33 protein-coding genes are annotated in these 24,520 nt (G+C 64.4%); 29 read left to right on the top strand and 4 right to left on the bottom strand.

Translation table 11 applies throughout. The features are described from left to right. The first annotated feature begins 552 nt into the window (after nt 1-552). The 29 genes from rpsJ to FB548_RS09815 all read left to right on the top strand — a co-directional run bounded on the left by rpsJ (nt 553) and on the right by FB548_RS09815 (nt 16,828). On the top strand, nt 553-864 hold the full coding sequence (gene rpsJ / locus FB548_RS09955) for a 30S ribosomal protein S10 (RefSeq protein ID WP_027070119.1): 312 nt from the start codon (nt 553-555) through the stop codon (nt 862-864). 10 nt (nt 865-874) lie between these two features. Continuing rightward, a complete protein-coding gene (gene rplC, locus FB548_RS09950) occupies nt 875-1,528 on the top strand; it encodes a 50S ribosomal protein L3 (protein WP_142124598.1) in 654 nt (217 codons plus the stop codon). 11 nt (nt 1,529-1,539) lie between these two features. Further along, nucleotides 1,540-2,145 carry a 50S ribosomal protein L4 gene (rplD, locus tag FB548_RS09945; RefSeq protein ID WP_142124597.1) on the top strand — a complete coding sequence of 202 codons (606 nt, stop codon included), beginning with the start codon at nt 1,540-1,542 and terminating at the stop codon, nt 2,143-2,145. Next, nucleotides 2,142-2,441, top strand: coding sequence for a 50S ribosomal protein L23 (gene rplW, locus FB548_RS09940; protein ID WP_055941273.1), 300 nt, complete (start codon nt 2,142-2,144; stop codon nt 2,439-2,441). Before rplD ends, rplW begins: the two co-directional genes overlap by 4 nt. Nucleotides 2,442-2,452: 11 nt before the next feature. After that, on the top strand, nt 2,453-3,280 hold the full coding sequence (gene rplB / locus FB548_RS09935; protein ID WP_055941275.1) for a 50S ribosomal protein L2: 828 nt from the start codon (nt 2,453-2,455) through the stop codon (nt 3,278-3,280). Nucleotides 3,281-3,286: 6 nt separating this feature from the next. After that, complete coding sequence (gene rpsS / locus FB548_RS09930) at nt 3,287-3,562, top strand: 30S ribosomal protein S19 (RefSeq protein WP_055941277.1); 276 nt, start codon at nt 3,287-3,289, stop codon at nt 3,560-3,562. Nucleotides 3,563-3,574: 12 nt separating this feature from the next. After that, a complete protein-coding gene (rplV, locus tag FB548_RS09925) occupies nt 3,575-3,910 on the top strand; it encodes a 50S ribosomal protein L22 (RefSeq protein WP_055943295.1) in 336 nt (111 codons plus the stop codon). A gap of 2 nt (nt 3,911-3,912) precedes the next feature. Further along, entirely contained in the window at nt 3,913-4,632 is a 720-nt protein-coding gene (gene rpsC / locus FB548_RS09920; protein ID WP_142124596.1) for a 30S ribosomal protein S3, read from the top strand. 6 nt (nt 4,633-4,638) lie between these two features. Beyond that, on the top strand, nt 4,639-5,052 hold the full coding sequence (rplP, locus tag FB548_RS09915) for a 50S ribosomal protein L16 (protein WP_055941282.1): 414 nt from the start codon (nt 4,639-4,641) through the stop codon (nt 5,050-5,052). Next, complete coding sequence (gene rpmC / locus FB548_RS09910; protein WP_142124595.1) at nt 5,052-5,237, top strand: 50S ribosomal protein L29; 186 nt, start codon at nt 5,052-5,054, stop codon at nt 5,235-5,237. The genes rplP and rpmC overlap by 1 nt, the downstream gene beginning before the upstream one ends. A gap of 12 nt (nt 5,238-5,249) precedes the next feature. Beyond that, nucleotides 5,250-5,516, top strand: a complete 267-nt coding sequence (gene rpsQ / locus FB548_RS09905; RefSeq protein WP_142124594.1) for a 30S ribosomal protein S17 — start codon at nt 5,250-5,252, stop codon at nt 5,514-5,516. 15 nt (nt 5,517-5,531) lie between these two features. Beyond that, nucleotides 5,532-5,900 carry a 50S ribosomal protein L14 gene (gene rplN, locus FB548_RS09900; protein ID WP_013535986.1) on the top strand — a complete coding sequence of 123 codons (369 nt, stop codon included), beginning with the start codon at nt 5,532-5,534 and terminating at the stop codon, nt 5,898-5,900. Nucleotides 5,901-5,915: 15 nt separating this feature from the next. Next, nucleotides 5,916-6,233, top strand: a complete 318-nt coding sequence (gene rplX, locus FB548_RS09895; protein ID WP_142124593.1) for a 50S ribosomal protein L24 — start codon at nt 5,916-5,918, stop codon at nt 6,231-6,233. A gap of 8 nt (nt 6,234-6,241) precedes the next feature. After that, nucleotides 6,242-6,784, top strand: a complete 543-nt coding sequence (rplE, locus tag FB548_RS09890; protein WP_055941290.1) for a 50S ribosomal protein L5 — start codon at nt 6,242-6,244, stop codon at nt 6,782-6,784. A gap of 20 nt (nt 6,785-6,804) precedes the next feature. Beyond that, the gene (gene rpsN, locus FB548_RS09885; protein WP_062352415.1) at nt 6,805-7,110 is read left to right on the top strand and encodes a 30S ribosomal protein S14; all 306 of its coding nucleotides are present in this window, start codon (nt 6,805-6,807) and stop codon (nt 7,108-7,110) included. 204 nt (nt 7,111-7,314) lie between these two features. Then, nucleotides 7,315-7,713, top strand: a complete 399-nt coding sequence (gene rpsH, locus FB548_RS09880; protein ID WP_055941294.1) for a 30S ribosomal protein S8 — start codon at nt 7,315-7,317, stop codon at nt 7,711-7,713. A gap of 16 nt (nt 7,714-7,729) precedes the next feature. Next, on the top strand, nt 7,730-8,257 hold the full coding sequence (gene rplF / locus FB548_RS09875; RefSeq protein ID WP_142124592.1) for a 50S ribosomal protein L6: 528 nt from the start codon (nt 7,730-7,732) through the stop codon (nt 8,255-8,257). Between the two features lie 29 nt (nt 8,258-8,286). Then, entirely contained in the window at nt 8,287-8,643 is a 357-nt protein-coding gene (gene rplR, locus FB548_RS09870) for a 50S ribosomal protein L18 (protein WP_142124591.1), read from the top strand. A 156-nt stretch (nt 8,644-8,799) separates the two neighbouring features. Further along, nucleotides 8,800-9,342 (top strand): 30S ribosomal protein S5, encoded by a 543-nt coding sequence (gene rpsE / locus FB548_RS09865; RefSeq protein WP_055941300.1) that lies wholly within the window; start codon nt 8,800-8,802, stop codon nt 9,340-9,342. Continuing rightward, nucleotides 9,335-9,526, top strand: coding sequence for a 50S ribosomal protein L30 (gene rpmD, locus FB548_RS09860; protein ID WP_142124590.1), 192 nt, complete (start codon nt 9,335-9,337; stop codon nt 9,524-9,526). Before rpsE ends, rpmD begins: the two co-directional genes overlap by 8 nt. Next, nucleotides 9,526-9,969, top strand: coding sequence for a 50S ribosomal protein L15 (gene rplO / locus FB548_RS09855; protein WP_185742067.1), 444 nt, complete (start codon nt 9,526-9,528; stop codon nt 9,967-9,969). Before rpmD ends, rplO begins: the two co-directional genes overlap by 1 nt. Before the next feature lie 7 nt (nt 9,970-9,976). Further along, the gene (secY, locus tag FB548_RS09850) at nt 9,977-11,338 is read left to right on the top strand and encodes a preprotein translocase subunit SecY (RefSeq protein WP_142124589.1); all 1,362 of its coding nucleotides are present in this window, start codon (nt 9,977-9,979) and stop codon (nt 11,336-11,338) included. Between the two features lie 342 nt (nt 11,339-11,680). Then, nucleotides 11,681-12,037 carry a 30S ribosomal protein S13 gene (gene rpsM, locus FB548_RS09845; protein WP_062352394.1) on the top strand — a complete coding sequence of 119 codons (357 nt, stop codon included), beginning with the start codon at nt 11,681-11,683 and terminating at the stop codon, nt 12,035-12,037. Nucleotides 12,038-12,049: 12 nt separating this feature from the next. Then, nucleotides 12,050-12,442 carry a 30S ribosomal protein S11 gene (rpsK, locus tag FB548_RS09840; protein ID WP_055941307.1) on the top strand — a complete coding sequence of 131 codons (393 nt, stop codon included), beginning with the start codon at nt 12,050-12,052 and terminating at the stop codon, nt 12,440-12,442. A 14-nt stretch (nt 12,443-12,456) separates the two neighbouring features. Continuing rightward, nucleotides 12,457-13,086: a 30S ribosomal protein S4 gene (gene rpsD / locus FB548_RS09835; protein WP_055941309.1), complete on the top strand. Its 630-nt coding sequence runs from the start codon at nt 12,457-12,459 to the stop codon at nt 13,084-13,086. 50 nt (nt 13,087-13,136) lie between these two features. Further along, entirely contained in the window at nt 13,137-14,135 is a 999-nt protein-coding gene (gene rpoA / locus FB548_RS09830) for a DNA-directed RNA polymerase subunit alpha (protein WP_142124588.1), read from the top strand. A 193-nt stretch (nt 14,136-14,328) separates the two neighbouring features. Then, nucleotides 14,329-14,703, top strand: coding sequence for a 50S ribosomal protein L17 (gene rplQ, locus FB548_RS09825; protein ID WP_142124587.1), 375 nt, complete (start codon nt 14,329-14,331; stop codon nt 14,701-14,703). Between the two features lie 160 nt (nt 14,704-14,863). Next, complete coding sequence (locus FB548_RS09820) at nt 14,864-15,379, top strand: disulfide bond formation protein B (RefSeq protein ID WP_142124586.1); 516 nt, start codon at nt 14,864-14,866, stop codon at nt 15,377-15,379. 51 nt (nt 15,380-15,430) lie between these two features. After that, complete coding sequence (locus FB548_RS09815; protein WP_142124585.1) at nt 15,431-16,828, top strand: 3-deoxy-7-phosphoheptulonate synthase class II; 1,398 nt, start codon at nt 15,431-15,433, stop codon at nt 16,826-16,828. 22 nt (nt 16,829-16,850) lie between these two features. On the opposite strand, the gene FB548_RS09810 is transcribed toward FB548_RS09815, so the two are convergent. The 4 genes from FB548_RS09810 to typA all read right to left on the bottom strand — a co-directional run bounded on the left by FB548_RS09810 (nt 16,851) and on the right by typA (nt 24,443). Beyond that, nucleotides 16,851-20,372, bottom strand: a complete 3,522-nt coding sequence (locus tag FB548_RS09810) for an EAL domain-containing protein (RefSeq protein ID WP_142124584.1) — start codon at nt 20,370-20,372, stop codon at nt 16,851-16,853. A 102-nt stretch (nt 20,373-20,474) separates the two neighbouring features. Then, nucleotides 20,475-22,076, bottom strand: coding sequence for an amidase (locus tag FB548_RS09805; RefSeq protein WP_142124583.1), 1,602 nt, complete (start codon nt 22,074-22,076; stop codon nt 20,475-20,477). 51 nt (nt 22,077-22,127) lie between these two features. Then, on the bottom strand, nt 22,128-22,598 hold the full coding sequence (locus FB548_RS09800; RefSeq protein ID WP_142124582.1) for a DUF2127 domain-containing protein: 471 nt from the start codon (nt 22,596-22,598) through the stop codon (nt 22,128-22,130). Between the two features lie 15 nt (nt 22,599-22,613). After that, complete coding sequence (typA, locus tag FB548_RS09795; RefSeq protein WP_142124581.1) at nt 22,614-24,443, bottom strand: translational GTPase TypA; 1,830 nt, start codon at nt 24,441-24,443, stop codon at nt 22,614-22,616. Nucleotides 24,444-24,520: the final 77 nt, after the last annotated feature.

Below are 24,520 nucleotides of genomic sequence, written 5' to 3'. Positions count from 1 at the left end.
TGCCGGCGTGGTGGCCAAGATCATCAAGTAAGCCCCTGCGGTCCCGGCGAGGACTCGTCGGACAGCGACAAGGGCGGACCGGAACCTCGGTCCGCTTCTTGTTTGCAAAAATTCCATGGTTTCTTGCGATGGAATGCTGCAAAACAGCAAGACCTGCGTTATGATGCGCGCCCCCTGATAGCCGCTTGGTTTGACGGGAATCGCATGATCCGCCAGCGCCCCCTGGGAGGCCGCTGGTTCTACCGCGAAAAGAGGTGCAGGAAGCGCCTCGTGTTCGCCAGACACGGAGTGTCGCGTGCCTTCCTGCGGGCCCTCGGGTCGGGCAGGGTGCCCCGGTGGTTGACGGGGTTTGTTACGCGTCCTATACTTTCATGTCTGGGCGGGCCGGTTTACCGGCCTGCCTAGTTTTTCAGGAAGAATCCCCAGCCGATTCCGGCGCTGTCCGTCCGTGGAGTCCACGCGGCCGGTGGGGAGCTGGAACAGCTTGGACTAATCGGGGCAAGGCATCCCAGAGGCCGCGCCCGTCGCTCTTTAACGAAGGAAATTTCCGTCATGGCGGACCAAAAGATCCGAATCCGGCTCAAGGCGTACGATCATCGTCTGATCGACCGCTCGGCCAGCGAGATCGTCGAGACGGCCAAGCGGACCGGCGCGCAAGTGCGCGGCCCGATCCCGCTGCCGACCAAGATCGAGCGCTACACCATCCTGGTTTCCCCGCACGTCGACAAGGACGCGCGTGACCAGTACGAGACCCGCACGCACAAGCGCGTGCTCGACATCGTCGACCCCAACGACAAGACCGTGGACGCGCTGATGAAGCTCGAACTGGCTGCCGGCGTCGACGTCCAGATCAAGCTGACCTGAGGCACCGACCATGACCGCGAAGAAATATTCGTTGGGTCTCGTTGGCCGCAAGGCCGGCATGACCCGGGTGTTCACCGAAGATGGCAAATCCATTCCGGTGACGCTGATCGAAGCTACCCCGAACCGCATCACTCAGATCAAGACCCCGGAAGCCGACGGCTACAGCGCCGTGCAGGTTGCCGTGGGTACCCGTCGCGCCTCGCTGATCACCAAACCTGTCGCCGGTCACCTGGCCAAGGCCAAGGTCGAAGCCGGTCGTGGCCTGTGGGAGCTGCGCGTTGAAGCCGACAAGTTGGGCGACTTCGCCGTCGGCGGCGAGATCAAGGCTGACATCTTTGAAGTCGGCCAGATCGTCGACGTCCAGGGCGTCACCAAGGGCAAAGGCTTCCAGGGCACCATCAAGCGCTGGAACTTCCGCATGGGCGACGCTACCCACGGTAACTCGCTGTCGCATCGCGCGCCGGGTTCGCTGGGTCAGCGCCAGACGCCGGGCCGCGTGTTCCCGGGCAAGAAGATGTCCGGTCACATGGGCGCCGTGCAGCAGAGCACGCAGAACCTGGAAGTCGTCCGCGTGGACGCCGAGCGCGGCCTGATCGCCGTTCGCGGCGCCGTACCGGGTGCGCCGGGTGGTGACGTGATCGTGCGTCCGGCAAGCAAGGGTTGAGGAGAACGACCATGGAACTAGCCATTACAGGTAGCGCCAACAAGCTGTCGGTCTCCGACGACGTGTTCGGCCGTGAATTCAGCGAGGATCTGGTCCACCAGGTCGTCGTTGCCTACCGCAACGCCGGTCGTGCAGGCACCAAGGCGCAGAAGACGCGCGCCGAAGTCAACGGCACCACCAAGAAGTCCAAGAAGCAGAAGGGTGGCGGTGCTCGTCACGGTGCCCTGACCGCGCCGATCTTCGTCGGCGGCGGCGTGACCTTCGCAGCCAAGCCGCGCAGCTTCGCGCAGAAGGTCAACCGCAAGATGTATCGCGCGGCCATCAGCTCCATCCTGTCCGAGCTGAATCGCCAGAACCGCCTGAAGGTCGTGGAATCGTTCGATGTGGACGCCACCAAGACCAGTGCCCTGATCGAGAAGCTGAAGGGCCTGGACCTTGGTCGTCGCCCGCTGATCGTCACCGAAGAGGCTTCCGAGCATCTGTACCTGTCCGCCCGCAACCTTCCCTACGTGGAAGTGCGCGACGTGCAGGGCCTGGATCCGGCGGCGCTGGTTGGTGCCGACTCCGTGCTGATCACGGCCGACGCCGTCAAGAAGATCGAGGAGTGGCTGGCATGATCAGCAACGAAAAGATTTTTGCCGTGCTGCGTGCTCCGCGCGTCTCCGAAAAGACCGTGCGCCTGCAGGAACTCTCCAACCAATACGTCTTCGAAGTCTCGAACGATGCCACCAAGGCCGATGTCAAGGCCGCGGTCGAGCAGCTGTTCGACGTCAAGGTCGAGACGGTCAACGTGGTCAACGTGAAGGGCAAGAACAAGTCCTTCCGTAACCGCGCCGGCCGCCGCGGCGACTGGCGCAAGGCGTACGTGCGTCTGGCCGATGGCCAAGCCATCGACGTGTCGGCCAAGGCCTGAGGTAGACCCACATGCCATTGATGAAATTCAAACCCACCTCTCCCGGTCGCCGCTCGGCGGTCCGCGTGGTGACGCCTGACCTGCACAAGGGTGCCCCGCATGCTGCGCTGCTCGAGAAGCAGAGCAAGTCCGGCGGTCGCAACCACCACGGTCGCATCACCACCCGTCACATCGGCGGTGGCCACAAGCAGCATTACCGTCTCATCGACTTCAAGCGCGACAAGGAAGGCATCCCGGCGCGCGTGGAGCGGATCGAATACGATCCCAACCGCACCGCGCACATCGCGCTGCTGTGCTACGTCGATGGCGAGCGTCGCTACATCATCGCCCCCAAGGGCCTAAAGGCCGGTGACCAGGTCATCGCCGGTAGCGATGCGCCGATCAAGGCCGGCAACACGCTGCCGCTGCGCAACATCCCGGTCGGTACGACGATCCACGGCATTGAGCTGAAGCCGGGCAAGGGCGCGCAGATCGCCCGCGCCGCGGGTGCCGCCGTGCAGCTGGTCGCCCGCGAACAGGGTTTCGCCACGCTGCGCCTCCGCTCCGGCGAGATGCGCAAGGTGCAGGTCGAGTGCCGCGCTACGGTAGGCGAAGTCGGCAACGACGAGCACAGCTTGGAGAAGCTCGGCAAGGCCGGCGCCAAGCGCTGGCGCGGTATCAAGCCGACCGTCCGCGGTGCGGCCATGAACCCGGTCGACCACCCGCACGGTGGTGGTGAAGCCAAGGCCGGCCAGGGCAACCCGCATCCGGTCACCCCGTGGGGTGTGCCGACCAAGGGTTACAAGACGCGCAAGAACAAGCGCACGCAGCAATTCATCGTCCGCGATCGTAGGGGCTAATCGACCATGGCACGTTCACTCAAGAAGGGCCCGTTCGTCGATCACCACCTCGTCAAGAAGGTGGAGGCCGCGGGCGGCAGCAAGAAGCCGATCAAGACCTGGTCGCGCCGTTCGATGATCCTGCCGGAAATGGTGGGTTTCACGATCGCTATCCACAACGGCAAGAACCACGTTCCGGTGCTGGTCAACGAGAACATGGTCGGCCACAAGCTCGGCGAGTTTGCCGTCACCCGGACCTTCAAGGGTCACGGTGGCGACAAGAAAGCCGGCGGCAAGAAGTAAGGAGAGATGATCATGGAAGCGAAAGCCATCCTGCGCACCGCGCGCATCTCTCCCCAGAAGGCCCGTCTGGTCGCCGACCAGGTGCGTGGCCTGCCGGCCGAACGCGCCGTCAACCTGCTGAAGTTCTCGGACAAGAAAGCGGCCCACCTGATCAAGAAGGTCGTGGAGTCCGCCATCGCCAACGCCGAGAACAACCAGGGCGCCGACGTCGACGAGCTGAAGGTCAAGACCATCATGGTCGACGAAGGTCCGATGCTGAAGCGTTTCATGGCCCGTGCCAAAGGCCGTGGTACCCGCATTCTGAAGCGCACCAGCCACATCACCGTGGTCGTGGGCGAGGGTAAATAAACATGGGTCACAAAGTTCATCCGACCGGTATCCGCCTGGGCATCGCCAAGGACTGGAATTCCAAGTGGTTCGCCAACAAGCGTGACTACGCCGAGTACCTCGCCGCGGACCTGAAAGTGCGCGAGATGCTTCGCAAGAAGCTGGCGCAGGCAGGCATTTCCAAGATCCTGATCGAGCGTCCGGCCAAGACCGCCCGCGTGACCATCCACACTGCCCGCCCGGGCGTGGTGATCGGCAAGCGCGGTGAGGACATCGAAAAGCTGCGCAAGGAAGTGAGCGACCTGATGGGCGTCCCGGCGCACATCAACGTCACCGAGGTGCGCAAGCCCGAGCTGGACGCGCAGTTGGTGTCCGAGTCGATCGCGCAGCAGCTGGAACGCCGCATCATGTTCCGTCGCGCCATGAAGCGCGCTGTCGGCAACGCAATGCGCCTGGGTGCCCTGGGCATCAAGGTCAACGTGGCCGGCCGCTTGAACGGTGCGGAAATCGCCCGTTCCGAGTGGTACCGCGAAGGCCGCGTGCCGCTGCACACGCTGCGTGCCGACATCGATTACGGTTTTGCCGAGGCGAAGACCACCTACGGCATCATCGGCATCAAGGTGTGGGTCTACAAGGGCGAAATCTTCGATTTCAGCCAGGTGGGTCAGGAGAAGCAGGACGACGCGCGCCCCGAGCGCAGCGAACGTCCGTCGCGCCCGGCCCGTGACCGCGACGCGAGGTAATCAGTCATGTTGCAACCCAAGCGAACCAAATACCGCAAGATGCATAAGGGCCGTAACGAAGGCCTGAGCTGGAGCGGCAACCTCGTCAGTTTCGGCGAGTACGGCCTGAAGGCCACTGCGCACGGTCAGTTGACCGCGCGCCAGATCGAGGCAGCACGTCGCTCCATCAGCCGTTACGTGAAGCGTGGCGGCAAGATGTGGATCCGTGTGTTCCCCGACAAGCCCATCACCAAGAAGCCCATCGAAGTCCGCATGGGTTCCGGCAAGGGCAACGTCGAATACTGGGTCGCACAGATCCAGCCGGGTCGCATGATCTATGAAATCGAAGGCGTCAGCGAGGACATCGCGCGCGAGGCGTTCCGCCTGGCCGCGGCCAAGCTGTCCGTCACCACCACTTTCGTGACCCGGACGGTGCGCTAATGGAACTCAAGCAACTCCGCGAGAAGTCGGCTGACGAACTGAAGGCCCACCTGACCGATCTGCGCAAGGAGCAGTTCTCCCTGCGCATGCAGAAGGTCACCGGCCAGCTGCCGAAGACCCACGAAACCCGCCGTGTCCGCCGCGAGATCGCTCGCGTCAAGACGCTGCTCGGCAGCCAGAAGTAAGGAGCGCCCAAGATGAGCGATAACAAAGACAAAGCGCAACGCACCATCGAAGGCCGCGTCGTCAGCAACAAGATGGACAAGACGGTCACCATCCTGGTGGAGCGTCAGGTCAAGCACGCCCTGTACGGCAAGTACATCAAGCGTTCCACCAAGCTGCACGCGCATGACGCGGAGAACAGCTGCAAGGAAGGCGACGTGGTGCGCGTGACCGAGATCGCCCCGATGTCCAAGACCAAGAACTGGCGCGTGGTGGAAATCATCACCCGCGCGGCTGAATAAGAGGAGATCTGAATCATGATCCAGATGCAGAGCTACCTTGACGCGGCCGACAATTCCGGCGCCAAGGAACTGATGTGCATCAAGGTGCTGGGCGGCTCGAAGCGCCGTTACGCCGGCATCGGTGACATCATCAAGGTGACCGTCAAGGACGCCATTCCGCGTGGCAAGGTCAAGAAGGGCGAAGTCTACGACGCCGTGGTCGTGCGCACCCGCAAGGGCGTTCGCCGCCCCGACGGTTCGCTGATCCGCTTCGATGGCAACGCCGCCGTGCTGCTCAACAACAAGCAGGAACCGATCGGTACGCGCATCTTCGGGCCTGTGACCCGCGAGCTGCGTTCCGAGAAGTTCATGAAGATCGTTTCGCTCGCGCCTGAAGTGCTCTGAGCGGAGGACATAGAAATGGCAAACCGAATCAAGAAGGGCGACCAGGTAGTCGTCACCGCCGGCAAGGACAAGGGCAAGAAGGGCGACGTGGTGCGCGTGGATGGTGACCGTGTGGTCGTCTCCAACGTCAACGTCGTCAAGCGCCATACCAAGCCGAACCCCCAGGCCGGTGTGGCTGGTGGCGTGGTCGAGCGCGAAGCCTCGATCCACATTTCCAATGTCGCGCTGTTCAACCCGGCAACGGGCAAGGGCGAGCGTATCGGTTTCAAGGTGCTGGAGGATGGACGCAAACTGCGTGTGTTCCGCTCCAGCGGTGAGGCGCTCGACGCCTGAGGAATGACATGACCACCCGTCTCGAAAAAATCTACAAGGAAGAAGTGGCGCCGGCTCTGATGAAGAAGTTCGGCTACACCAATCCGATGGAAGTGCCGAAGATCACCAAGATCACCATCAACATGGGTGTGGGTGAAGCGGCGACCAACAAGAAGATCCTGGAAAACGCCGTGGCCGACCTGGCCAAGATCACCGGCCAGAAGCCGATCACGACCAAGTCCCGCGTGTCGGTGGCTTCGTTCAAGATCCGCGATGGCTGGCCGATCGGCTGCAAGGTCACGCTGCGTCGCGCCAAGATGTACGAGTTCCTGGATCGCCTGATCAGCATCTCGCTGCCGCGCGTCCGCGACTTCCGTGGCGTGTCCGGCCGTTCGTTCGACGGTCGCGGCAACTACAACATGGGCGTGAAGGAACAGATCATTTTCCCGGAAATCGACTTCGACGCCGTCGACGCGATCCGCGGCATGGATATCGCCATCACGACGACCGCCAAGAACGACGCCGAAGCAAAGGCGCTGCTCGAAGCGTTCAAGTTCCCGTTCCGCAACTGATTCGCTAGGAAACCGACATCATGGCAAAGACCTCGATGGTCAACCGCGACATCAAGCGGGAAAAGCTGGCCAAGCAGTACGCCGCCAAGCGCGATGCGCTGAAGAAGATCATCTCCAGCCAGAACGCTTCGTACGAAGAGAAGGCCGACGCGGTCGTCAAGCTGCAGAAGCTGCCGCGCGACTCCTCGCCGAGCCGCCAGCGCAACCGCTGCGAGCTGTCCGGTCGTTCGCGTGGCGTGTACCGCAAGTTCGGCCTGGGCCGCAACATGCTGCGCAAGGCCACCATGAACGGCGACGTGCCCGGCCTGCGCAAGGCCAGCTGGTAAGGACGCCGCGGGCGCCCGATCAGGGCGCCTTCGTGGTTTCAAGGACAAGTCCGGCACACGCCGGACTTGTTGTTGTACAATGTTCGGCTCCCGCGACCTGGTCGGGGGAGGGCTGGGGAACCGGCCGCCCGCCTGGGGGATTCCAGGGACAACACAAGATTTTCGCGAAAGCGGATATCGGTGCTACTCATAAGGCAGACTCTAATGAGCATGACTGATCCCATCGCCGACATGCTGGTGCGCATTCGCAATGCCGCCGCTGTGGGCAAGCCGACGGTGAAGATGCCGTCCTCCAAGATCAAGACCTCGATCGCCAACGTCCTCAAGGCGGAAGGCTATATCGGTGACGTCCGCGTGACGCCGACCGAGAACAACAAGGCCGAACTTGAGATCGTTCTGAAGTACTTCGAAGGCAAGCCGGTCATCGAGAAGCTGAGCCGCGTGTCCCGTTCGGGCCTGCGCCAGTACCGTGGCAAGGCTGAACTGCCCAAGGTCCTCGGTGGCCTCGGCGTCGCCATCATCTCCACTTCCAAGGGCATCATGACCGATGCGCAGGCCCGTGCGGCCGGCGTGGGTGGTGAAGTCCTGTGCTTCGTGGCCTAAGCGAAGGAGCCCAGACATGTCCCGCGTAGCCAAGAAGCCGATCAATCTCCCCAAGGGCGTCGAACTGAATGCCCAGGGTGAAACCCTCAACGTCAAGGGCCCGAAGGGCGCCCTGTCCATCGCCAAGCCGGCCGGCGTCGAACTCAATGTCGACAACGGTACGGTGAACCTGTCGCCGGCCACTCCGGCCGACGACGCCATCACCGGCACCATCCGCGCGATCCTGGCCAACATGGTCAAGGGCGTGTCGGACGGTTTCGAGCGCAAGCTCGAGCTGGTCGGCGTGGGTTACCGCGCCGCGATGCAGGGCAAGGACCTGAACCTGTCGCTGGGTTTCTCCCACCCGATCCTGTTCAAGACGCCGGAAGGCATCACCATCGCCACCCCGACACAGACCGAAATCCTGGTGCAGGGCGCAGACAAGCAGCGCGTTGGTGAAGTCGCCGCCAAGATCCGCGGTTTCCGTCCGCCGGAGCCCTACAAGGGCAAGGGCGTGAAGTACTCCGACGAAACCATCATCCGCAAGGAAGCGAAGAAGGCCTAATCCGGCTTTCGGCTTCGAGGAACCAGATCATGAGCATCAAGAACACCGCCCGCCTGCGTCGCGCCAAGTCGACCCGCGCGCACATCCGCGAGCTCGGCGTGCCGCGCCTGTCGGTGCTGCGTACCGGCCAGCACATCTACGCCCAGCTGTTCACCGCCGATGGCTCCAAGGTCATCGCGTCGGCCAACACGCTGCAGGCCGACGTGAAGGATGGCCTGAAGAACGGCAAGAACAGCGACGCCGCTGCCCGCGTGGGCAAGTTCATCGCCGAGCGCGCCAAGGCCGAGGGCATCGAGAAGGTTGCATTCGATCGTTCGGGCTACCGCTACCACGGCCGCATCAAGGCCCTGGCCGATGCGGCCCGCGAAGGCGGTCTGCAGTTCTAATCCTGAAGGGCATGGGGGCAGCCCCATGCCTTGACCTGCCGGCGCGGGTTGCGCCGGGCGCGGTCGTTCTTCTGCAGCGACCGTTGCGTCACCGCTCCACACCACAACCATAAGCGGCCAAGCCGTACATACCCTATCAACCAAGGAATTCAAGCAATGGCAGAAGAACGTCAGCCGCGGGGTCGTGATCGCGACCGCAACCGCGAAGAAAAAGTCGATGACGGCATGATCGAGAAGCTGGTCGCGGTCAACCGCGTCAGCAAGACCGTCAAGGGCGGTCGCCAGTTCACCTTCACCGCACTGACGGTGGTGGGTGACGGCAACGGCAAGATCGGTTTCGGTTACGGCAAGGCACGCGAAGTGCCGGTCGCCATCCAGAAGTCGATGGAATATGCCCGCAAGGGCATGCTGAACGTCGACCTGAACAACGGCACATTGTGGCACCCGGTCAAGGCCGGCCATGGTGCGGCGCGCGTGTTCATGCAGCCGGCCTCGGAAGGTACGGGCGTGATCGCCGGTGGCGCCATGCGCGCCGTGCTGGAAGCGGTGGGCGTGAAGAACGTGCTGGCCAAGGCCGTCGGTTCGCGCAACCCGATCAACCTGGTCCGTGCCACGCTGAAGGGCCTGAGTGACATGCAGTCGCCGACCCGCATCGCGGCCAAGCGCGGCAAGAAGGTGGAGGAACTCCTCAATGGCTAACGAGTCCAACAAGACCGTCAAGGTGCGCCTGGTGCGTGGCCTGCGTGGTTCCCGGGCCGTGCACCGCTTGTCGGTGAAGGCACTGGGCCTGAACAAGTTGAACGATGTGCGTGAACTGAAGGACAGCCCGCAGGTACGCGGCCTGATCAACAAGGTTCACTACCTCGTCAAGGTCGAGGAGTAATTCAGATGCGTCTCAATACATTGAAGCCCGCCGACGGCGCCCGCACCGAGCGCACCCGCGTGGGTCGCGGCATCGGTTCCGGCCTGGGCAAGACGGCCGGTCGCGGCCACAAGGGTTCTTTCGCTCGTTCGGGCAAGGGCAAGATCAAGGCCAAGTTCGAAGGCGGCCAGATGCCGCTGATCAAGCGTCTGCCGAAGGTCGGCTTCCGCTCCAAGCTGAAGCTGGATTGCGCCGAAGTGCTGTCGTACCAGTTGGAGAAGCTGGAAGCCGGTGAGATCGACTTCGCCGCGCTGCGTGCCGCCAAGCTGGTGCCCAGCACCGCCAAGCGCGCCAAGATCGTCAAGAAGGGCGAACTGACCAAGAAGTTCGTGCTGAAGGGCGTGGCCGCCACGGCCGGAGCCAAGGCCGCCATCGAGGCTGCCGGCGGCAGCGTGCAGGAGTAACGGACGCATGGCGCAGGGTAATGCCGCCGGTGCGCTGGCAGGCGCAGGCAAGTTCACCGAACTCCGCCAGCGCCTGCTGTTCGTGCTGGGTGCGCTGATCGTCTACCGGATCGGCTGTTTCATCCCGGTCCCGGGCGTCAATCCCGATGCCATGCTTGCGATGATGCAGGCGCAGGGTGGCGGCATCGTGGACATGTTCAACATGTTCTCGGGCGGCGCCCTGCACCGTTTCAGCATCTTCGCGCTGAACGTCATGCCCTACATCTCGGCGTCGATCGTGATGCAGCTGGGCGTGCACATCTTCCCCAGCCTCAAGGCGCTGCAGAAGGAAGGCGAATCCGGTCGCCGCAAGATCACCCAGTACTCGCGCATCGGCGCCGTGCTGCTGGCGGTCGTGCAGGGCGGCAGCATTGCCACTGCGCTGCAGAATCAGGTCGCCCCGGGTGGCATGCCGGTGGTGTACGCGCCGGGCATGGGCTTCGTGCTGACCGCCGTGGTCGCGTTGACGGCAGGCACCATCTTCCTGATGTGGCTGGGCGAGCAAGTGACCGAGCGCGGCATCGGCAACGGCGTTTCGCTGATCATCTTCGCGGGCATCGTGGCAGGCCTGCCGGGTGCGGTCATCCAGACCGTGGGCGCCTTCCGCGACGGCACGCTGAGCTTCATCTCGCTGCTGGTCATCGCGGTGGTGGTGCTGGGCTTCACGTTCCTGGTGGTGTTCGTGGAGCGTGGCCAGCGACGGATCACGGTGAATTACGCGCGCCGCCAAGGCGGTCGCAACGCGTACATGAACCAAACCTCGTTCCTGCCGCTGAAGCTCAACATGGCCGGTGTGATTCCGCCGATCTTCGCCTCCAGCATCCTGGCTTTCCCGGCCACGCTGGCGATGTGGTCCGGTCAGAACAGTGGGGCTACCACGTGGCTGCAGCGCATTTCCAACGCGCTGGCTCCGGGCGAGCCGCTGCACATGATCGTGTTCGCAGCGATGATCATCGGCTTCGCGTTCTTCTACACGGCGCTGGTGTTCAATTCGCAGGAGACGGCGGAGAATCTGAAGAAGTCGGGCGCGCTGATCCCGGGCATCCGTCCGGGCAAGGCGACGGCGGATTACGTCGACGGCGTGCTGACACGACTGACGGCGATCGGTTCGATGTACCTGGTGGCAGTCTGCCTGCTGCCGGAAGTGATGCGTACGCAGCTGGGCACCTCGTTCTACTTTGGCGGCACCTCGCTGCTGATCGTGGTGGTGGTGGTGATGGACTTCATCGCGCAGATCCAGGCGCACCTGATGTCGCACCAGTACGAGAGCCTGTTGAAGAAGGCCAATCTGAAAGGCGGCTCGCGGGGCGGTCTTGCCCCTCGCGGCTGAGGTATAATCGCGGGCTTCCCGCACCAGTCCGGTCCTCATGGCCGGCTGACTTAGATGGGCGGCCCCCGCAGCGATCCGGTGCGGGGGTGCGAACCAGCCAGTCCCTGCGCCAGAGTAGCGCGGGCGGGGCAGGGCAGGGGGAAACCCCCGTCCCGCACCAGGCAGGTTCCGGCGCCGGAGCATGGGCACACTCCCCATGCCGGTCCGTAGTCGGCTCAGCCGACACGGGCTTCCCGTAAACACCGGATCTTGTTACAATTTCCAGTTCACTCCGCCTGTCTGCGCAAATCCCGCAAGGGGTAGCCGTACACGGGCCAATACTCACAGTTGGAGAACCGCGTCATGGCGCGTATTGCAGGTGTCAACCTGCCTGCCCAGAAGCATGTCTGGGTCGGTTTGCAAAGCATTTTCGGCATTGGCCGTACCCGTTCCAAGAAGGTCTGCGAAGCCGCCGGCGTCGCCTCGACCACCAAGATCCGCGACCTGTCCGAGCCGGAAGTCGAGCGCCTGCGCGCCGAAGTCGGCAAGTACGTGGTCGAGGGCGACCTGCGCCGTGAAGTCGGCATCGCGATCAAGCGCCTGATGGACCTGGGTTGCTATCGCGGTCTGCGCCACCGTCGCGGCCTGCCGCTGCGTGGCCAGCGCACCCGCACCAATGCCCGCACCCGCAAGGGTCCGCGCAAAGCCATCAAGAAGTAAGGGGCGACCATCATGGCCAAGCCAGCTGCTGCCAAAGTCAAGAAGAAGATCAAGCGCGTCATCACCGACGGCGTCGCCCACGTCCACGCTTCTTTCAACAACACCATCGTCACCATCACCGACCGCCAGGGCAATGCGCTCTCGTGGGCGACCTCCGGTGGTGCCGGTTTCCGCGGTTCCCGCAAGTCCACGCCGTTCGCGGCGCAGGTCGCTGCCGAAAAGGCCGGCCGTGCAGCTCTGGACTACGGCGTGAAGTCGCTGGAAGTCCGCATCAAGGGCCCGGGTCCGGGTCGTGAGTCGGCCGTGCGTTCGTTGAACAACGTGGGCTACAAGATCACCAACATCATCGACGTGACGCCGATCCCGCACAACGGGTGCCGTCCGCCGAAAAAGCGTCGCGTCTAAGGGGGCGATAAGAAATGGCTCGTTATATCGGTCCTACCTGTAAGCTCGCGCGCCGTGAAGGCGCCGACCTGTCGCTCAAGAGCCCGGCCCGTGCGCTGGACTCCAAGTGCAAGCTGGAGCAGAAGCCCGGCCAGCACGGCGCGACCGCCCGCAAGGGCAAGCTGTCCGACTACGCCACCCAGCTGCGCGAGAAGCAGAAGGTCAAGCGTATCTACGGTCTGCTGGAGCGTCAGTTCCGCAACTACTACAAGAAGGCCTCGACCAAGAAGGGCAACACTGGCGAGAACCTGCTGCAGTTGCTCGAGACCCGTCTCGACAACGTCATCTACCGCATGGGCTTCGCGGTGACCCGTCCGGCCGCCCGCCAACTGGTCTCGCACCGTGGCGTGCTGGTCAACGGCAAGCCGGTCAACCTGCCTTCGTACCAGGTCAAGGCCGGTGACGCGATCGCGCTGTCGGAGAAGGCACAGAAGCAGCTCCGCGTGCAGGAGTCGCTGACGGTCGCCGAGCAGCTCGACCTGAACCCCTCGTGGGTCGAAGTCGATGCGAAGAAGTTCAGCGGCGTGTTCAAGGCAGTCCCGGCGCGTTCGGACCTGCCCGCCGACATCAACGAAGCGCTGATCGTCGAGTTGTACTCGAAGTAATTCATTCACGCACCCCCGGGCGACCGGGGGACCGCAGGAGACAAAGCAACATGACGGGTATTACTCAGCAAGTGCTGCGCCCCCGCGGCCCGCAGATCGAGCGCCTGAGCGGCAATCGTGCAAAAGTGGTCATCGAACCGCTGGAGCGTGGTTACGGTCATACGCTCGGCAATGCGTTGCGCCGCGTGCTGCTGTCGTCGATTCCCGGCTTCGCGATCACCGAAGTCGAGATTGATGGCGTGCTGCACGAATACAGCACCATCGAAGGCATGCAGGAAGACGTGCTGGAAGTGCTGTTGAACCTGAAGGATGTGGCCATCCGCATCCATAGCGGCGACTCCTCCACGCTGAGCCTGGCCAAGCAGGGCCCGGGCGTGGTGACCGCCGGCGATATCAAGACCGACCACAACGTCGAGATCCTCAATCCGGAACTGGTCATCTGCAACCTGACCAAGGACACGGCGCTGAACATGCGCCTGAAGATCGAGCGCGGTTTCGGCTACCAGCCGGCCGCCGCCCGTCGTCGTCCGGACGAGGAAACCCGTGCGATCGGTCGCCTGGTGCTGGACGCCTCGTTCTCGCCGGTCCGTCGCGTCGCGTACGCGGTGGAAGCCGCGCGCGTCGAGCAGCGCACCGACCTGGACAAGCTGGTCCTGGACATCGAGACCAACGGCACGATCGATGCCGAGGAAGCCGTGCGCACCGCCGCCGACATCCTCAGCGATCAGCTGTCGGTGTTCGGTGACTTCACGCACCGCGACCGCGGCGCGCCGAAGCAGGCTGCCAGCGGCGTGGATCCGGTGCTGCTGCGCCCGATCGACGACCTGGAGTTGACCGTGCGTTCGGCCAACTGCCTGAAGGCCGAGAGCATCTACTACATCGGCGACCTGATCCAGAAGACGGAAGTCGAACTGCTCAAGACCCCCAACCTCGGCAAGAAGTCCCTGACCGAGATCAAGGAAGTCCTGGCGCAGCGCGGCCTGTCCCTGGGCATGAAGCTGGAGAACTGGCCGCCGGCCGGCGTCGCCCAGCACGGCATGCTCGGCTGATGATGTGATACGGAACTCCCGCGTCCGCGCGGGAGTTCCCCCGCTTCAAATGCACCACCTTTGCCGACGGACCTGAAGGTCTGCGGCGCTCCGGTCAAGGATGTCCGGTTCGGACCACCCGCAGTCCACTGTTCCAACGCCTGGATGGCGACAGCGAAATCCAACGTCCCACCATTCATCAGGAATCCAACCCATGCGCCACCAGAAAGCCGGTCGCAAGTTCAACCGCACCAGCGCCCATCGCGAAGCGATGTTCCGCAACATGGCCGCCTCGCTCATCAAGCACGGCCTGATCAAGACCACCCTGCCGAAGGCCAAGGAACTGCGCCGCGTCGCGGAGCCGCTGATCACCCTCGGCAAGATCGATGGCGTCGCCAACCGCCGCCTCGCCTTCTCGCGCCTGCGCGACAAGGAAGCCGTCGGCACCCTGTTTACCACCCTCGGCCCGCGCTACCAGTCGCGTCCGGGCGGCTACCTGCGCATCCTGAAGTGCGGCTTCCGCGCCGGCGACAACGCGCCGATGGCGTATGTCGAGCTGGTCGACCGTCCGGAAGCGGCGGCTGAATAAGCATCGCGTTCTGCAGGACACCAGAAACCCCGGCCCGTGCCGGGGTTTTTGTTTAGAGGCGCTGTTTCGTGCCTGGCTCGGATGCGGCAGGACGTCGCAGGGTGACGTGCAGGGCGGCAGGCATGGATAATGCGGGCACGACCTCACGTCATGGGTGCCGATGAATCCTTTCCGCTGGAGTTTCCGCGCGCAGTGCTTCCTGGGTTTCGCGATCTGTGCGGGCCTGCTCGGCTATGCCTTGTACGTGCAGTTCGTCCATCAATTGGAACCCTGCCCGTTCTGTATCTTCCAGCGGCTCGCCTTTGCGGCGACCGGCGTACTGTTTCTGCTGGGCGCGCTGCATGGTCCTCGCCGTCCGACGGGACGTCGTGTCTACGGGCTCCTGGCTTTCCTTGGCGCTGCCACCGGCATCGGGATTGCGGGCAAGCACGTATGGGTGCAGCTCTATCCGCCGCTGATGCCGAGTTGCGGCCCCGGATGGGACTACATGATCGAGAACAACACTTGGCTGGGTGTCGTACAGAAAGTGCTCTCCGCCAAGGGCGACTGCAGCACCATCGACTGGAGCTTCCTCGGGCTGACCATGCCCATGTGGAGCTTGGTGTGGTTCGTTCTGCTTGCGATCTGGGCACTGTGGATCGGCTTCCGCGTTCGGAAAACCTCGACCTTCCGTTGAATTGACGCGGCGCACCATTCTGTCAACATGGTGGGCCGCAAGGAGCCCGCCATGAATCCCACCGACCGCAATCTTCGTGCCGTTCAGCTGCCTGCCCAGTGGGCGCCGGACAGCTGGCGCGCGCGGCCGGCCGTGCAGCTGCCGACCTATCCCGATACCGGGGCACTTGAGGCCGCGGTCGGCGAGTTGAAGCAGCTGCCGCCGCTGGTGACGTCATGGGAGATCTTCGCGCTGAAGAAGCAGCTGGCCGAAGCGCAGGAAGGCAAGCGCTTCCTGCTGCAGGGCGGCGACTGCGCGGAAAGCTTCAGTGACTGCGAATCCGGCCTGATCTCCAACCGGCTGAAGGTCCTGCTGCAGATGAGTCTGGTTCTGGTGCATGGCTTGCGCCTGCCGGTGGTGCGCGTGGGTCGCTTCGCGGGCCAGTACGCCAAGCCGCGTTCGGCAGACATGGAAACGCGCGATGGCGTCACACTGCCCAGCTACCGCGGAGATCTGGTGAACGCGCCGGAGTTCACTGCGGAAGCGCGGCTGCCGGATCCGCGCAGGATGATCAAGGCGCATGCGCGCTCTGCGATGACGATGAATTTCGTGCGCGCGCTCATCGATGGTGGCTTCGCCGACCTGCATCATCCGGAGTACTGGAATCTCAACTGGGTGGGCTATTCGCCGCTGGCCAATGAATACCAGCACATGGTCACCTCGATCGGTGATGCGGTGAGGTTCATGGAGACGCTGTCCGGCGCGGAAGTGCACAACCTCAATCGTATCGATTTCTACACCTCGCATGAGGCCTTGCTGCTGCCGTACGAAGAAGCATTGACGCGTGAGGTGCCGCGCCAGTGGGGCTGGTTCAATCTGAGTACGCACTATCCCTGGATCGGAATGCGGACGGCGGCGGTGGACGGCGCGCACGTGGAATTCCTGCGAGGTGTGCGCAATCCGATCGCGATCAAGGTCGGCCCATCGGTCACGCCCGACCAGTTGCTGCGCCTGATCGACGTACTGAACCCGGAAGATGAAGCAGGTCGTCTGACCTTCATCCATCGCATGGGTGCCGCGCAGGTCGCGGACAAGCTGCCGCCGCTGCTGGATGCCGTTCGCCGCGACGGACGCCGCGTGCTGTGGGTGTGCGATCCGATGCACGGCAATACCGAAAGCACCAGCAACGGGTTCAAGACACGTCGCTTCGACAACGTGCGTGGCGAGGTGGAACAGTCGTTCGACCTGCATGCGGCAGCCGGTACGCGCCTGGGCGGCGTGCATCTGGAACTGACCGGTGAGGATGTCACCGAATGCACCGGGGGTGCGCGGGAACTCACGGACCTGGATCTGGAGCGTGCCTATCGCTCCACCGTCGATCCACGCCTGAACTATGAGCAGTCGCTGGAGATCGCAATGTGCATCGTGCGCAAGCAGAACCAGGTGGCGGCGCCGCCGGCGGTGCGATAGGCACTGCTTCTGTTGCCCGTCGTCACGACCAGTGTGCGTGGATGGCGGGCGCGACCTGCGGGATGTGCCATGTCTTGCCGCGCGCGTACAGGCGTGCGAACTCCGCCGCGGGCACCGGCCTGCTGAAGTAGTTGCCCTGCAGTTCATCGCAACCGTTGGCTGCCAGCCATGCGGCTTGTTCCGGTGTTTCAACGCCCTCCGCAATCGTGCGGCACTGCAGCTGAGCGGCAAGGCTGATGATGGCGCGCGTGATCGCGGCCTGGTTGGGTTCCGCCACGTCGCGGACGAACGACTGATCGATCTTCAATACATTGAAGCCGTAGTTTCCCAGGTAGCTCAAACTTGAGAAGCCGGTGCCGAAGTCGTCGATGGCAATGCGCACGCCCAACGCCTTCAGCGCGCGCAACGTGCGGTCCGTCCGCTGAACATCGCGCATCAGCGTGGTTTCGGTGACCTCCAGTTCGAGGAATTCTGCAGCCAGGCCGCTATCCGTCAATGCGTCGACCACGGTATCGACGAGGTCATCGGTATCGAAATTGGCGGCCGCGATGTTGACCGACACCCGGATGGGCGGAAGACCGGACTGCTGCCAGATGCGGTTCTGCCTGCACGCGGCGCGGATGGCCCATTGGTCGATGTCGACGATCAGGTTGGTCTCTTCGGCGATCGGCAGGAATTCGCCGGGCATCATGAGGCGGTCGCCGCGTTGCCAGCGCGCCAGTCCCTCCACGCCCACGATGCGCCCGCTGATGCGGTCGATCTGTGGTTGGTAGTGCAGGGAAAGATCGCCATTGCGCAAGCTGCGGCGCAGGCTGTTTTCCAGTTCGATTCGCGCATCCACGCTGGATGCCAGCTCGCGCGTATAGAAGCGCGTGGCGTTGCGGCCGTTGCGCTTGGCCAGATACATGGCCGCATCGGCGCGCATCATCAGCGTGCCGGCGTCGTAACCATCTTCCGGGAACAGGCTGATGCCGATACTGAAGGCCTGGTGCAGTTCGTGCGAAGCCACGGTGTAGGGTGTGCCGCCAAGGGCGAGCAGGCGGTCGGCGACCTGCAGTACGTTGTCCCTGGCCGCTACATTGGGCAGCAGCACCACGAACTCGTCGCCACCGGTGCGATACACCGTGCCCAAGTTGCCGATATTGCGCTGGATGCGGCGGGCCACCTGCTGCAGCAGTTCATCGCCTGTGTGATGCCCGAGTGCGTCGTTGACATGCTTGAAGAGGTCTAGGTCGAGGAACAGCACGGCAATGCCGTTGCCGTGGTTGGTCGCATGCGTGATCGCCTGGTTCAGCCGTTCGTTGAGCTGCAGTCGGTTCGGCAGGCCGGTCAGTGCATCATGGTGGGCGAGGTAGGTCATGCGCGAACTCCACGCACGAGATTCGGTGATGTCGCGCAACACCATGACGGTGCCCACCAGCCGCTCGTCGCGGTCGCGGATGGCGGACAGCGAGCGTTCGACCAGCATGCGGCTGCCGTCCTGGCGCAGTACCTGCAGGTCACCGGGCTGTCCCGGCGGGTGCGGTCCTTCGTCGGGCGCATCCTGCGCTCCCACCAGCGCCAACGGAGCGATGCGTTCCAGTGGCTGCCCCAACGCCTGCTCCAGACCCCATGCGCAGAGGGATTCTGCCGCTGGATTCATGTAGGTCACCCGGTTCTCGACATCGACCGTGATGACGGCCTCGCTGATGGCGGTCAGCGTCACCTCGGCCAGTTCGTTTGCGTTGTGCAGCGCATGCTCGAGCCGCGCCTTCTCGGTGATGTCGATGGCCATGACGAAGAAGCCGCACACCTTGCCGGTGTCGTCGATGTCGGGCGTATAGAAGCTGTGCATGCTCCGCGTGCCGTCGACGGTGGCGAAACTGCTTTCGAACTCGCCATCGCGCCCGGCCAGCGCGGCATCGATCTGGGGCATCCGTCGCAGGTACGCATCCTCACCGAAGAGGTCCCGCATGTGCACGCCGGCCTGCGGGGGCATCCGCCAGCGGACCTGTTCGGCAAATGCAACGTTGCGGAAGACCAGGCGATGCTGCGTATCAAACTGCGCGATCAGCGCCGGCAGGCGATCGGTGACGCGCTTCAGGTGATCGCGCGCCATCGCCAACTCGCGGTGCGCCTGACGCTGCTCGCTGACGTCATTACCCATCAGGTACCAGCCGGCGATCTTCGAACCGGACTCGACGTCGGGTACTAGGTACAGGTGCACCGGACGCGGTGGTTGCCCCAGGTCGGCGTCCCATGCAATCCAGTGGTCCGGCGTGCAGCTCTGCATGGCGCGCATGAGCGAGGCGAGGAACTCGGGATCGGTCGCGTGCACGTCTTCCACGTGCCGTTCGCTCCACGCTCCCTGCGTCCCCGACCAGGCGCGGCATGCGCGATTTGCGAAGCCGTAGCGGCCGTCGCCATTGATGTAGGCGATCAGTGCAGGCAGGTGATCGGCGACCGCGTCCAGCAGCGCCCGGCTGCGGCGCTCGGTGCGCGCCAGATTGTGCAGCAGCAGGAAGAGCAGCAGGCCCAGGCCAATCCCGCACAAGGTCAGCAGCAGGATGGATGCCTGTCCGGGCAGCGCCTCGCGCAACGGCGGCGAATGCAGGACCAGGCGCCATTCGTTGCCCAGCAGATGGAGGTCGCGCTCGGCGGTGAAGGCGGGGTGCCACGCCTCACCGTAGCGTTCCCTCACTGCACGGGTCTGGAAGATCGGTTTGTCGCCATGGTCCAGAGCAAGGAGTTGCAGATCGAACTCGTCCCCGTCGGTTCGACCGATGGCGTCCTCCATGACCCGCTGCCAGCCGAAGCCGGCGGTGGCGAAGCCGCGCAGCAGGGTGCGGCGCGCCTCCACGCCGCCGCGTGCGGCGACGGAATCCGCATAGACCGGGGCATACAGCAGAAAGCCGGGCAGTCCGGTGTTGCCTTTCGAGGCGTCGCCCAGTGCAACCAGTGGGGCAGCCGCCAGTTCACCTGTGTCGCGCGCGGATTCGATGGCGCCACGGCGCACGGGTTCCGCCATCACGTCCTTGCCCAACAGGGGGCGCATGCCTGGCGTATCGGGGTACAGCAGGTCGATGACGACGTATTCGCTGCGATCGCCGGCGGGGTGGATCGCAAACGCGTCCCCATAGCGCGCCCGCTGACCTGCGACGTAGGCCTCGCGTTCTTCCATCCGCACGTGGCGTGCGAAGCCGAGTCCATGCACGCCCGATTGCCGCGTGGGCACCTGCAGCTTGTCGACGAAGGCATAGAAGCTGTCCTGCTCGATGTCCTGCCGCCCCTCCAGCACGGCAGCCGCCGCGCGCACGGTGTCTTCGTAGGCGTTCATATGGGTGGATACGGCGGTGGCGACAGCGTCTGCCCGCGCATCGAACCGGGCGTGCGCGTGGTCGCGTGCCTGTTGCCACGCTGTCGTCCCGGACCACAGCGAGAGCAGGCAGGCGATGACAAGCACGCCCCATGCCAGCGAATTCAGGTTGCGCTGCCGCCTGCGGGCCGTGGATCCCGATCCACTGAACGCCCGCAGCTCCGATACCCGGTCCGCGCCTGACTCCACGCGTGCAATCCCCGCCTGCTGGTTGATGGCTATGACGCCACGAACCCGGAGCGCCTGCAAGCACTCTCGCGCCAGGAATGACTCACATTGGCAGCATGCGCCTCAGCGACGTGCCGCGCGGGGCGGCAGCGAGGGCCAGTACTCCGGTGGCTTGCGGGCCCGCGTGCGCTGCTCGTAGTCGTATCCCAGGGCTATCAGGCGCGCTTCGCTCCATGCAGGACCCATGAACACGATTCCCAGCGGCAGGCCGTCGCTGTGGCCCATGGGAATGGTGAGGCTGGGGTAGCCCGCCACCGCGGCAGCCCCGTAGCCGGCACCCGGGAAATGATCGCCGGCCTTGTGGTCGGTCAACCATGCGGGCCCGGTGGTGGGTGCCACGAGGACATCCAGTTGCTGCGCCTTGAGCGCGGCGTCGATGCCTTCCGGTCCCGCCAGCCGCCGTGCGCGACTGCGGGCGGCAATGTAGGCAGCTTCGCCCAGCCCGCCCTTGGCGTTGGCCCGTTCGAACAGGTCCTGGCCGAAATAGGGCATCTCGGACAACCGGTATTGCTCGTTGTAGCCGATCAGCTGGGTCAGCGTGGTCAACGGTGCATTGCGTTCGGCGAGGTAGCGCTCCGCGCCATGCTTGAACTCGTAGAGCATCAGTTCCAGCTCGTCCGCGTTCCACTGCCCGTCGGTGGGAATCTCAGCATCGACCACGGTAGCACCGGCTTCGCGCATCACCTCGATGGCGCTTTCCAGCGCCGCTGCGGCATCGGGATGGATCGCGGCCTTGCTGCGCAGCACGCCGATGCGCGCCCCCTTCAGGGCGCCAGGTGTAAGGCGTGCGCTGTAATCCAGGGTGGTGTTCCAGGTGGCCTGCATCGTGGCGGCGTCTTCCGGATCCCGGCCTGCGAGCGCGGCCAACAGGAGCGCGGCGTCCGCAACGCTGCGGGCGATAGGCCCGGCGGTGTCCTGGCTGTGCGAGATCGGCAGGATGCCCTGCCGGCTGACCAGGCCGACCGTGGGTTTCAGGCCCACGACACCATTGATCGCGGCCGGGCAGAGAATGCTGCCATCGGTTTCGGTGCCCACGCTGACCGCCGCCAGGTTGGCCGATACCGCCACCGCGCTGCCAGAGCTCGAGCCACATGGATTGCGGTCCAAGGCGTAAGGGTTGCGGGTCTGGCCGCCGCGCCCGCTCCAGCCGGAGGTGGAATGCATCGAGCGGAAATTGGCCCATTCGCTCAGGTTGGCCTTGCCAAGGATCACGGCACCCGCTTCGCGCAGGCGGCGGACCAGGAAAGCATCCTTGCCCGGGCGGAAATCCTTCAATGCCAGCGAACCAGCGGAGGTGGCCATCGGCACTGCATCGATGTTGTCCTTCAGCAGCACGGGGATGCCGTGCAGCGGTCCGCGCACCGCATTCGCGCGGCGCTCCACATCGCGCAGGGTGGCTTCCTTCAACGCGTCGGAGTTGAGCTCGATCACCGCGTTCAACTGCGGTCCCGCCTTGTCGATGGCGGCGATGCGGTCCAGGTAGGCTTGGGTCAGGCGGCGGCTGTCCAGTTCGCCGGACTGCATGCGCGCCTGCAGGTCGGCGACGTCCAGTTCGGCGTAGATGAAATCGGTGGGTGCGGTCGGTGCCGCTGCATCCGGCGTCGCCGCCGGCTGGCAGGCTGCCAGGGCGAGCATCAGGCCAAGCGGCAGCAGGGATCGGCGCATGCGGACACCTTCACGGAGTTGCCGCAGGCTACGCAGGCGCTGGCCCGCGCGTCAAATCCGCTTGCGGCGCCGGATATCGCGCCACAGCACCCAGACGATCACCAGGTTGACGATCAGCAGCGCCCAGGTGTGCCAGCCGGGGTGGTGGTAGAGCGCGTAGACGTCCAGCGGGAGGTAGGCGGCCGAACCGATGCAGCCCAGCCACGAGGCCCAGGCGCGGGCGCGCCACAAGCCCCAGCCTTCCAGCAGGCGCATGCCTGCGTATACCGCGATGATCAGCACGGTGACGTGGATGGCCTCGGGATTGATGCGCTGCATCCATTCGCTCACCGCGCCGGGGCCGGCATCGGGGATGAAACGGCTGACGATCGCCTGCACGCTCTCGCGCAGGCGATCGGGGCCCAGCGCCAGCAGCCCGCCGGCGAAGGCGAGGGCCAGCACGCCCTTGGCGCCCTCGAACAGGGCGATGGCATGCAGGCCGGGGTGTGCCTTGGGGTCCGGGTTGTAGGCGGTGTCGTCCAAGGCGCGGCGCGGCGATCAGGCCGCGCGGGATGCGCGCTTGCGGTCGCTTTCGGTCAGGAACTTCTTGCGCAGGCGGATTTCCTTCGGCGTGATCTCCACCAGTTCATCGTCGTCGATGAAGTCCAACGCCTGTTCCAGCGAAAACTTGATCGCCGGGGTCAGCTGGATCGCGTCGTCCTTGCCCGAGGCGCGCATGTTGGTCAGCGGCTTGGTCTTGATCGCGTTGACGGTCAGGTCGTTGTCCTTGGAGTGGATACCGATCAGCTGGCCTTCGTACACGTTGTCGCCTTCGGCGGCGAACAGCTTGCCGCGTTCCTGCAACGGGCCGAGCGAGTAGGCCGGCGTGGCGCCCGGCGCGTTGGCGATCATCACCCCGTTGAGGCGCTTTGCGATGGCGCCCTGTTCCTTCGGGCCGTAGTGGTCGAACACGTGGAACAGCAGGCCCGAACCCTGGGTCAGCGTCTTGAATTCGTTCTGGAAGCCGATCAGGCCACGCGCCGGGATCTGGTAGTCCAGGCGCACGCGGCCCTTGCCGTCCGGCTCCATGTTCTTCAGCTGGCCCTTGCGCACGCCCAGCTTCTCCATCACGCCGCCCTGGTGGGTCTCTTCCACGTCGACGACGAGCTGCTCGATCGGCTCCATCAGCTGGCCGTCGATTTCCTTGATGATCACTTCCGGGCGCGAAACGGCCAGCTCATAGCCCTCGCGGCGCATGTTCTCGATCAGCACCGACAGGTGCAGCTCGCCACGGCCGGAGACCAGGAACTTGTCCGCGTCTTCCAGTTGCTCGACCTTCAGTGCCACGTTATGCACGGTCTCGCGCTCCAGGCGCTCCTTCAGCTGGCGGCTGGTCAGGAACTTGCCTCCCGACAGGTCCTTGTGGCCGGCGAACGGCGAGTTGTTGACCTGGAACGTCATGCTGATGGTCGGCTCGTCGACGGTCAGCGCCGGCAGCGCCTCGGGGGTGTCCAGTGCGCAGATGGTGTCGGAGATCGTCAGGTCCTGGATGCCCGAGATGGCGACGATGTCGCCGGCTTCGGCGCTGTCCTGCTCGATGCGCTCCAGGCCCAGGAAGCCCAGCACCTGCAGCACCTTGCCCTGGCGCTTCTTGCCTTCGCGGTCGATGACGGCCACGGGCATGTTCTTCTTCAGCGTGCCGCGCTGGATGCGGCCGATGCCGATGACGCCGACGAAGTTGTTGTAGTCCAGCTGGCTGATGCGCATCTGGAAGGCGCCGTCCGGATCGACTTCCGGCTTCGGCGCGTGCTTCATGATGGCTTCGTACAGCGGGGTCATGTCGCCGCCGCGGACGGTGTCTTCCAGGCCGGCGTAGCCGTTCAGCGCCGACGCGTAGACGATCGGGAAATCCATCTGCTCGGGCGTGGCGCCCAGGCGGTCGAACAGGTCCCACACCTGCTCCACGACCCACTCCGGACGCGAGCCGGGGCGGTCGACCTTGTTGATCACCACGATCGGCTTGAAGCCCATCGCGAAGGCCTTCTGGGTGACGAAGCGGGTCTGCGGCATCGGGCCGTCCATCGCGTCGACCAGGATCAGCACGGTGTCCACCATCGACAGCACGCGCTCGACCTCGCCGCCGAAGTCGGCGTGGCCCGGGGTGTCGACGATGTTGATGCGGTTGCCCTGCCAGGTGATGGCGGTGTTCTTGGCCAGGATCGTGATGCCACGTTCCTTTTCCTGGTCGTTGCTGTCCATCACGCGCTCGGCCAGCACGGTGCGCTCGGAGAGGGTGCCGGACTGCTTCAGCAGCTGGTCGACGAGGGTGGTCTTGCCGTGGTCGACGTGAGCGACGATCGCGATATTGCGGAGGTTTTGGATGGACATGCCGAAGGGGCGCGAACGTGCGCGCTCAGAGTGGGGAAAGGAAGCGGCGTATTATAGCGGGCTGCGTTGCGCTAAGC

Source organism: Pseudoxanthomonas sp. 3HH-4, assembly GCF_006716465.1.
Classification (GTDB): domain Bacteria; phylum Pseudomonadota; class Gammaproteobacteria; order Xanthomonadales; family Xanthomonadaceae; genus Pseudoxanthomonas_A.
The sequence above is the reverse complement of the archived record's forward strand: the minus strand, read 5'-3'. Positions and strand labels throughout refer to the sequence as shown.

What these genes read in the sequence shown, in the direction of transcription:
- rpoA (WP_142124588.1), top strand. Translation starts at nt 13,137, where the DNA reads ATGACGGGTATTACTCAGCAAGTGCTGCGCCCCCGCGGCCCGCAGATC.
- rpsM (WP_062352394.1), top strand. Translation starts at nt 11,681, where the DNA reads ATGGCGCGTATTGCAGGTGTCAACCTGCCTGCCCAGAAGCATGTCTGG.
- rpmD (WP_142124590.1), top strand. Translation starts at nt 9,335, where the DNA reads ATGGCTAACGAGTCCAACAAGACCGTCAAGGTGCGCCTGGTGCGTGGC.
- rpsE (WP_055941300.1), top strand. Translation starts at nt 8,800, where the DNA reads ATGGCAGAAGAACGTCAGCCGCGGGGTCGTGATCGCGACCGCAACCGC.
- rplV (WP_055943295.1), top strand. Translation starts at nt 3,575, where the DNA reads ATGGAAGCGAAAGCCATCCTGCGCACCGCGCGCATCTCTCCCCAGAAG.
- FB548_RS09820 (WP_142124586.1), top strand. Translation starts at nt 14,864, where the DNA reads ATGAATCCTTTCCGCTGGAGTTTCCGCGCGCAGTGCTTCCTGGGTTTC.
- rpsQ (WP_142124594.1), top strand. Translation starts at nt 5,250, where the DNA reads ATGAGCGATAACAAAGACAAAGCGCAACGCACCATCGAAGGCCGCGTC.
- rplX (WP_142124593.1), top strand. Translation starts at nt 5,916, where the DNA reads ATGGCAAACCGAATCAAGAAGGGCGACCAGGTAGTCGTCACCGCCGGC.
- FB548_RS09815 (WP_142124585.1), top strand. Translation starts at nt 15,431, where the DNA reads ATGAATCCCACCGACCGCAATCTTCGTGCCGTTCAGCTGCCTGCCCAG.
- rplQ (WP_142124587.1), top strand. Translation starts at nt 14,329, where the DNA reads ATGCGCCACCAGAAAGCCGGTCGCAAGTTCAACCGCACCAGCGCCCAT.
- typA (WP_142124581.1), bottom strand. Translation starts at nt 24,443, where the DNA reads ATGTCCATCCAAAACCTCCGCAATATCGCGATCGTCGCTCACGTCGAC.
- rplN (WP_013535986.1), top strand. Translation starts at nt 5,532, where the DNA reads ATGATCCAGATGCAGAGCTACCTTGACGCGGCCGACAATTCCGGCGCC.
- rplE (WP_055941290.1), top strand. Translation starts at nt 6,242, where the DNA reads ATGACCACCCGTCTCGAAAAAATCTACAAGGAAGAAGTGGCGCCGGCT.
- rpsK (WP_055941307.1), top strand. Translation starts at nt 12,050, where the DNA reads ATGGCCAAGCCAGCTGCTGCCAAAGTCAAGAAGAAGATCAAGCGCGTC.
- rplF (WP_142124592.1), top strand. Translation starts at nt 7,730, where the DNA reads ATGTCCCGCGTAGCCAAGAAGCCGATCAATCTCCCCAAGGGCGTCGAA.
- rpsJ (WP_027070119.1), top strand. Translation starts at nt 553, where the DNA reads ATGGCGGACCAAAAGATCCGAATCCGGCTCAAGGCGTACGATCATCGT.
- secY (WP_142124589.1), top strand. Translation starts at nt 9,977, where the DNA reads ATGGCGCAGGGTAATGCCGCCGGTGCGCTGGCAGGCGCAGGCAAGTTC.
- rplP (WP_055941282.1), top strand. Translation starts at nt 4,639, where the DNA reads ATGTTGCAACCCAAGCGAACCAAATACCGCAAGATGCATAAGGGCCGT.
- rplD (WP_142124597.1), top strand. Translation starts at nt 1,540, where the DNA reads ATGGAACTAGCCATTACAGGTAGCGCCAACAAGCTGTCGGTCTCCGAC.
- rpsS (WP_055941277.1), top strand. Translation starts at nt 3,287, where the DNA reads ATGGCACGTTCACTCAAGAAGGGCCCGTTCGTCGATCACCACCTCGTC.
- rplB (WP_055941275.1), top strand. Translation starts at nt 2,453, where the DNA reads ATGCCATTGATGAAATTCAAACCCACCTCTCCCGGTCGCCGCTCGGCG.
- rpmC (WP_142124595.1), top strand. Translation starts at nt 5,052, where the DNA reads ATGGAACTCAAGCAACTCCGCGAGAAGTCGGCTGACGAACTGAAGGCC.
- rpsH (WP_055941294.1), top strand. Translation starts at nt 7,315, where the DNA reads ATGAGCATGACTGATCCCATCGCCGACATGCTGGTGCGCATTCGCAAT.
- FB548_RS09805 (WP_142124583.1), bottom strand. Translation starts at nt 22,076, where the DNA reads ATGCGCCGATCCCTGCTGCCGCTTGGCCTGATGCTCGCCCTGGCAGCC.
- rpsD (WP_055941309.1), top strand. Translation starts at nt 12,457, where the DNA reads ATGGCTCGTTATATCGGTCCTACCTGTAAGCTCGCGCGCCGTGAAGGC.
- rplR (WP_142124591.1), top strand. Translation starts at nt 8,287, where the DNA reads ATGAGCATCAAGAACACCGCCCGCCTGCGTCGCGCCAAGTCGACCCGC.
- rpsC (WP_142124596.1), top strand. Translation starts at nt 3,913, where the DNA reads ATGGGTCACAAAGTTCATCCGACCGGTATCCGCCTGGGCATCGCCAAG.
- rplC (WP_142124598.1), top strand. Translation starts at nt 875, where the DNA reads ATGACCGCGAAGAAATATTCGTTGGGTCTCGTTGGCCGCAAGGCCGGC.
- rpsN (WP_062352415.1), top strand. Translation starts at nt 6,805, where the DNA reads ATGGCAAAGACCTCGATGGTCAACCGCGACATCAAGCGGGAAAAGCTG.
- rplW (WP_055941273.1), top strand. Translation starts at nt 2,142, where the DNA reads ATGATCAGCAACGAAAAGATTTTTGCCGTGCTGCGTGCTCCGCGCGTC.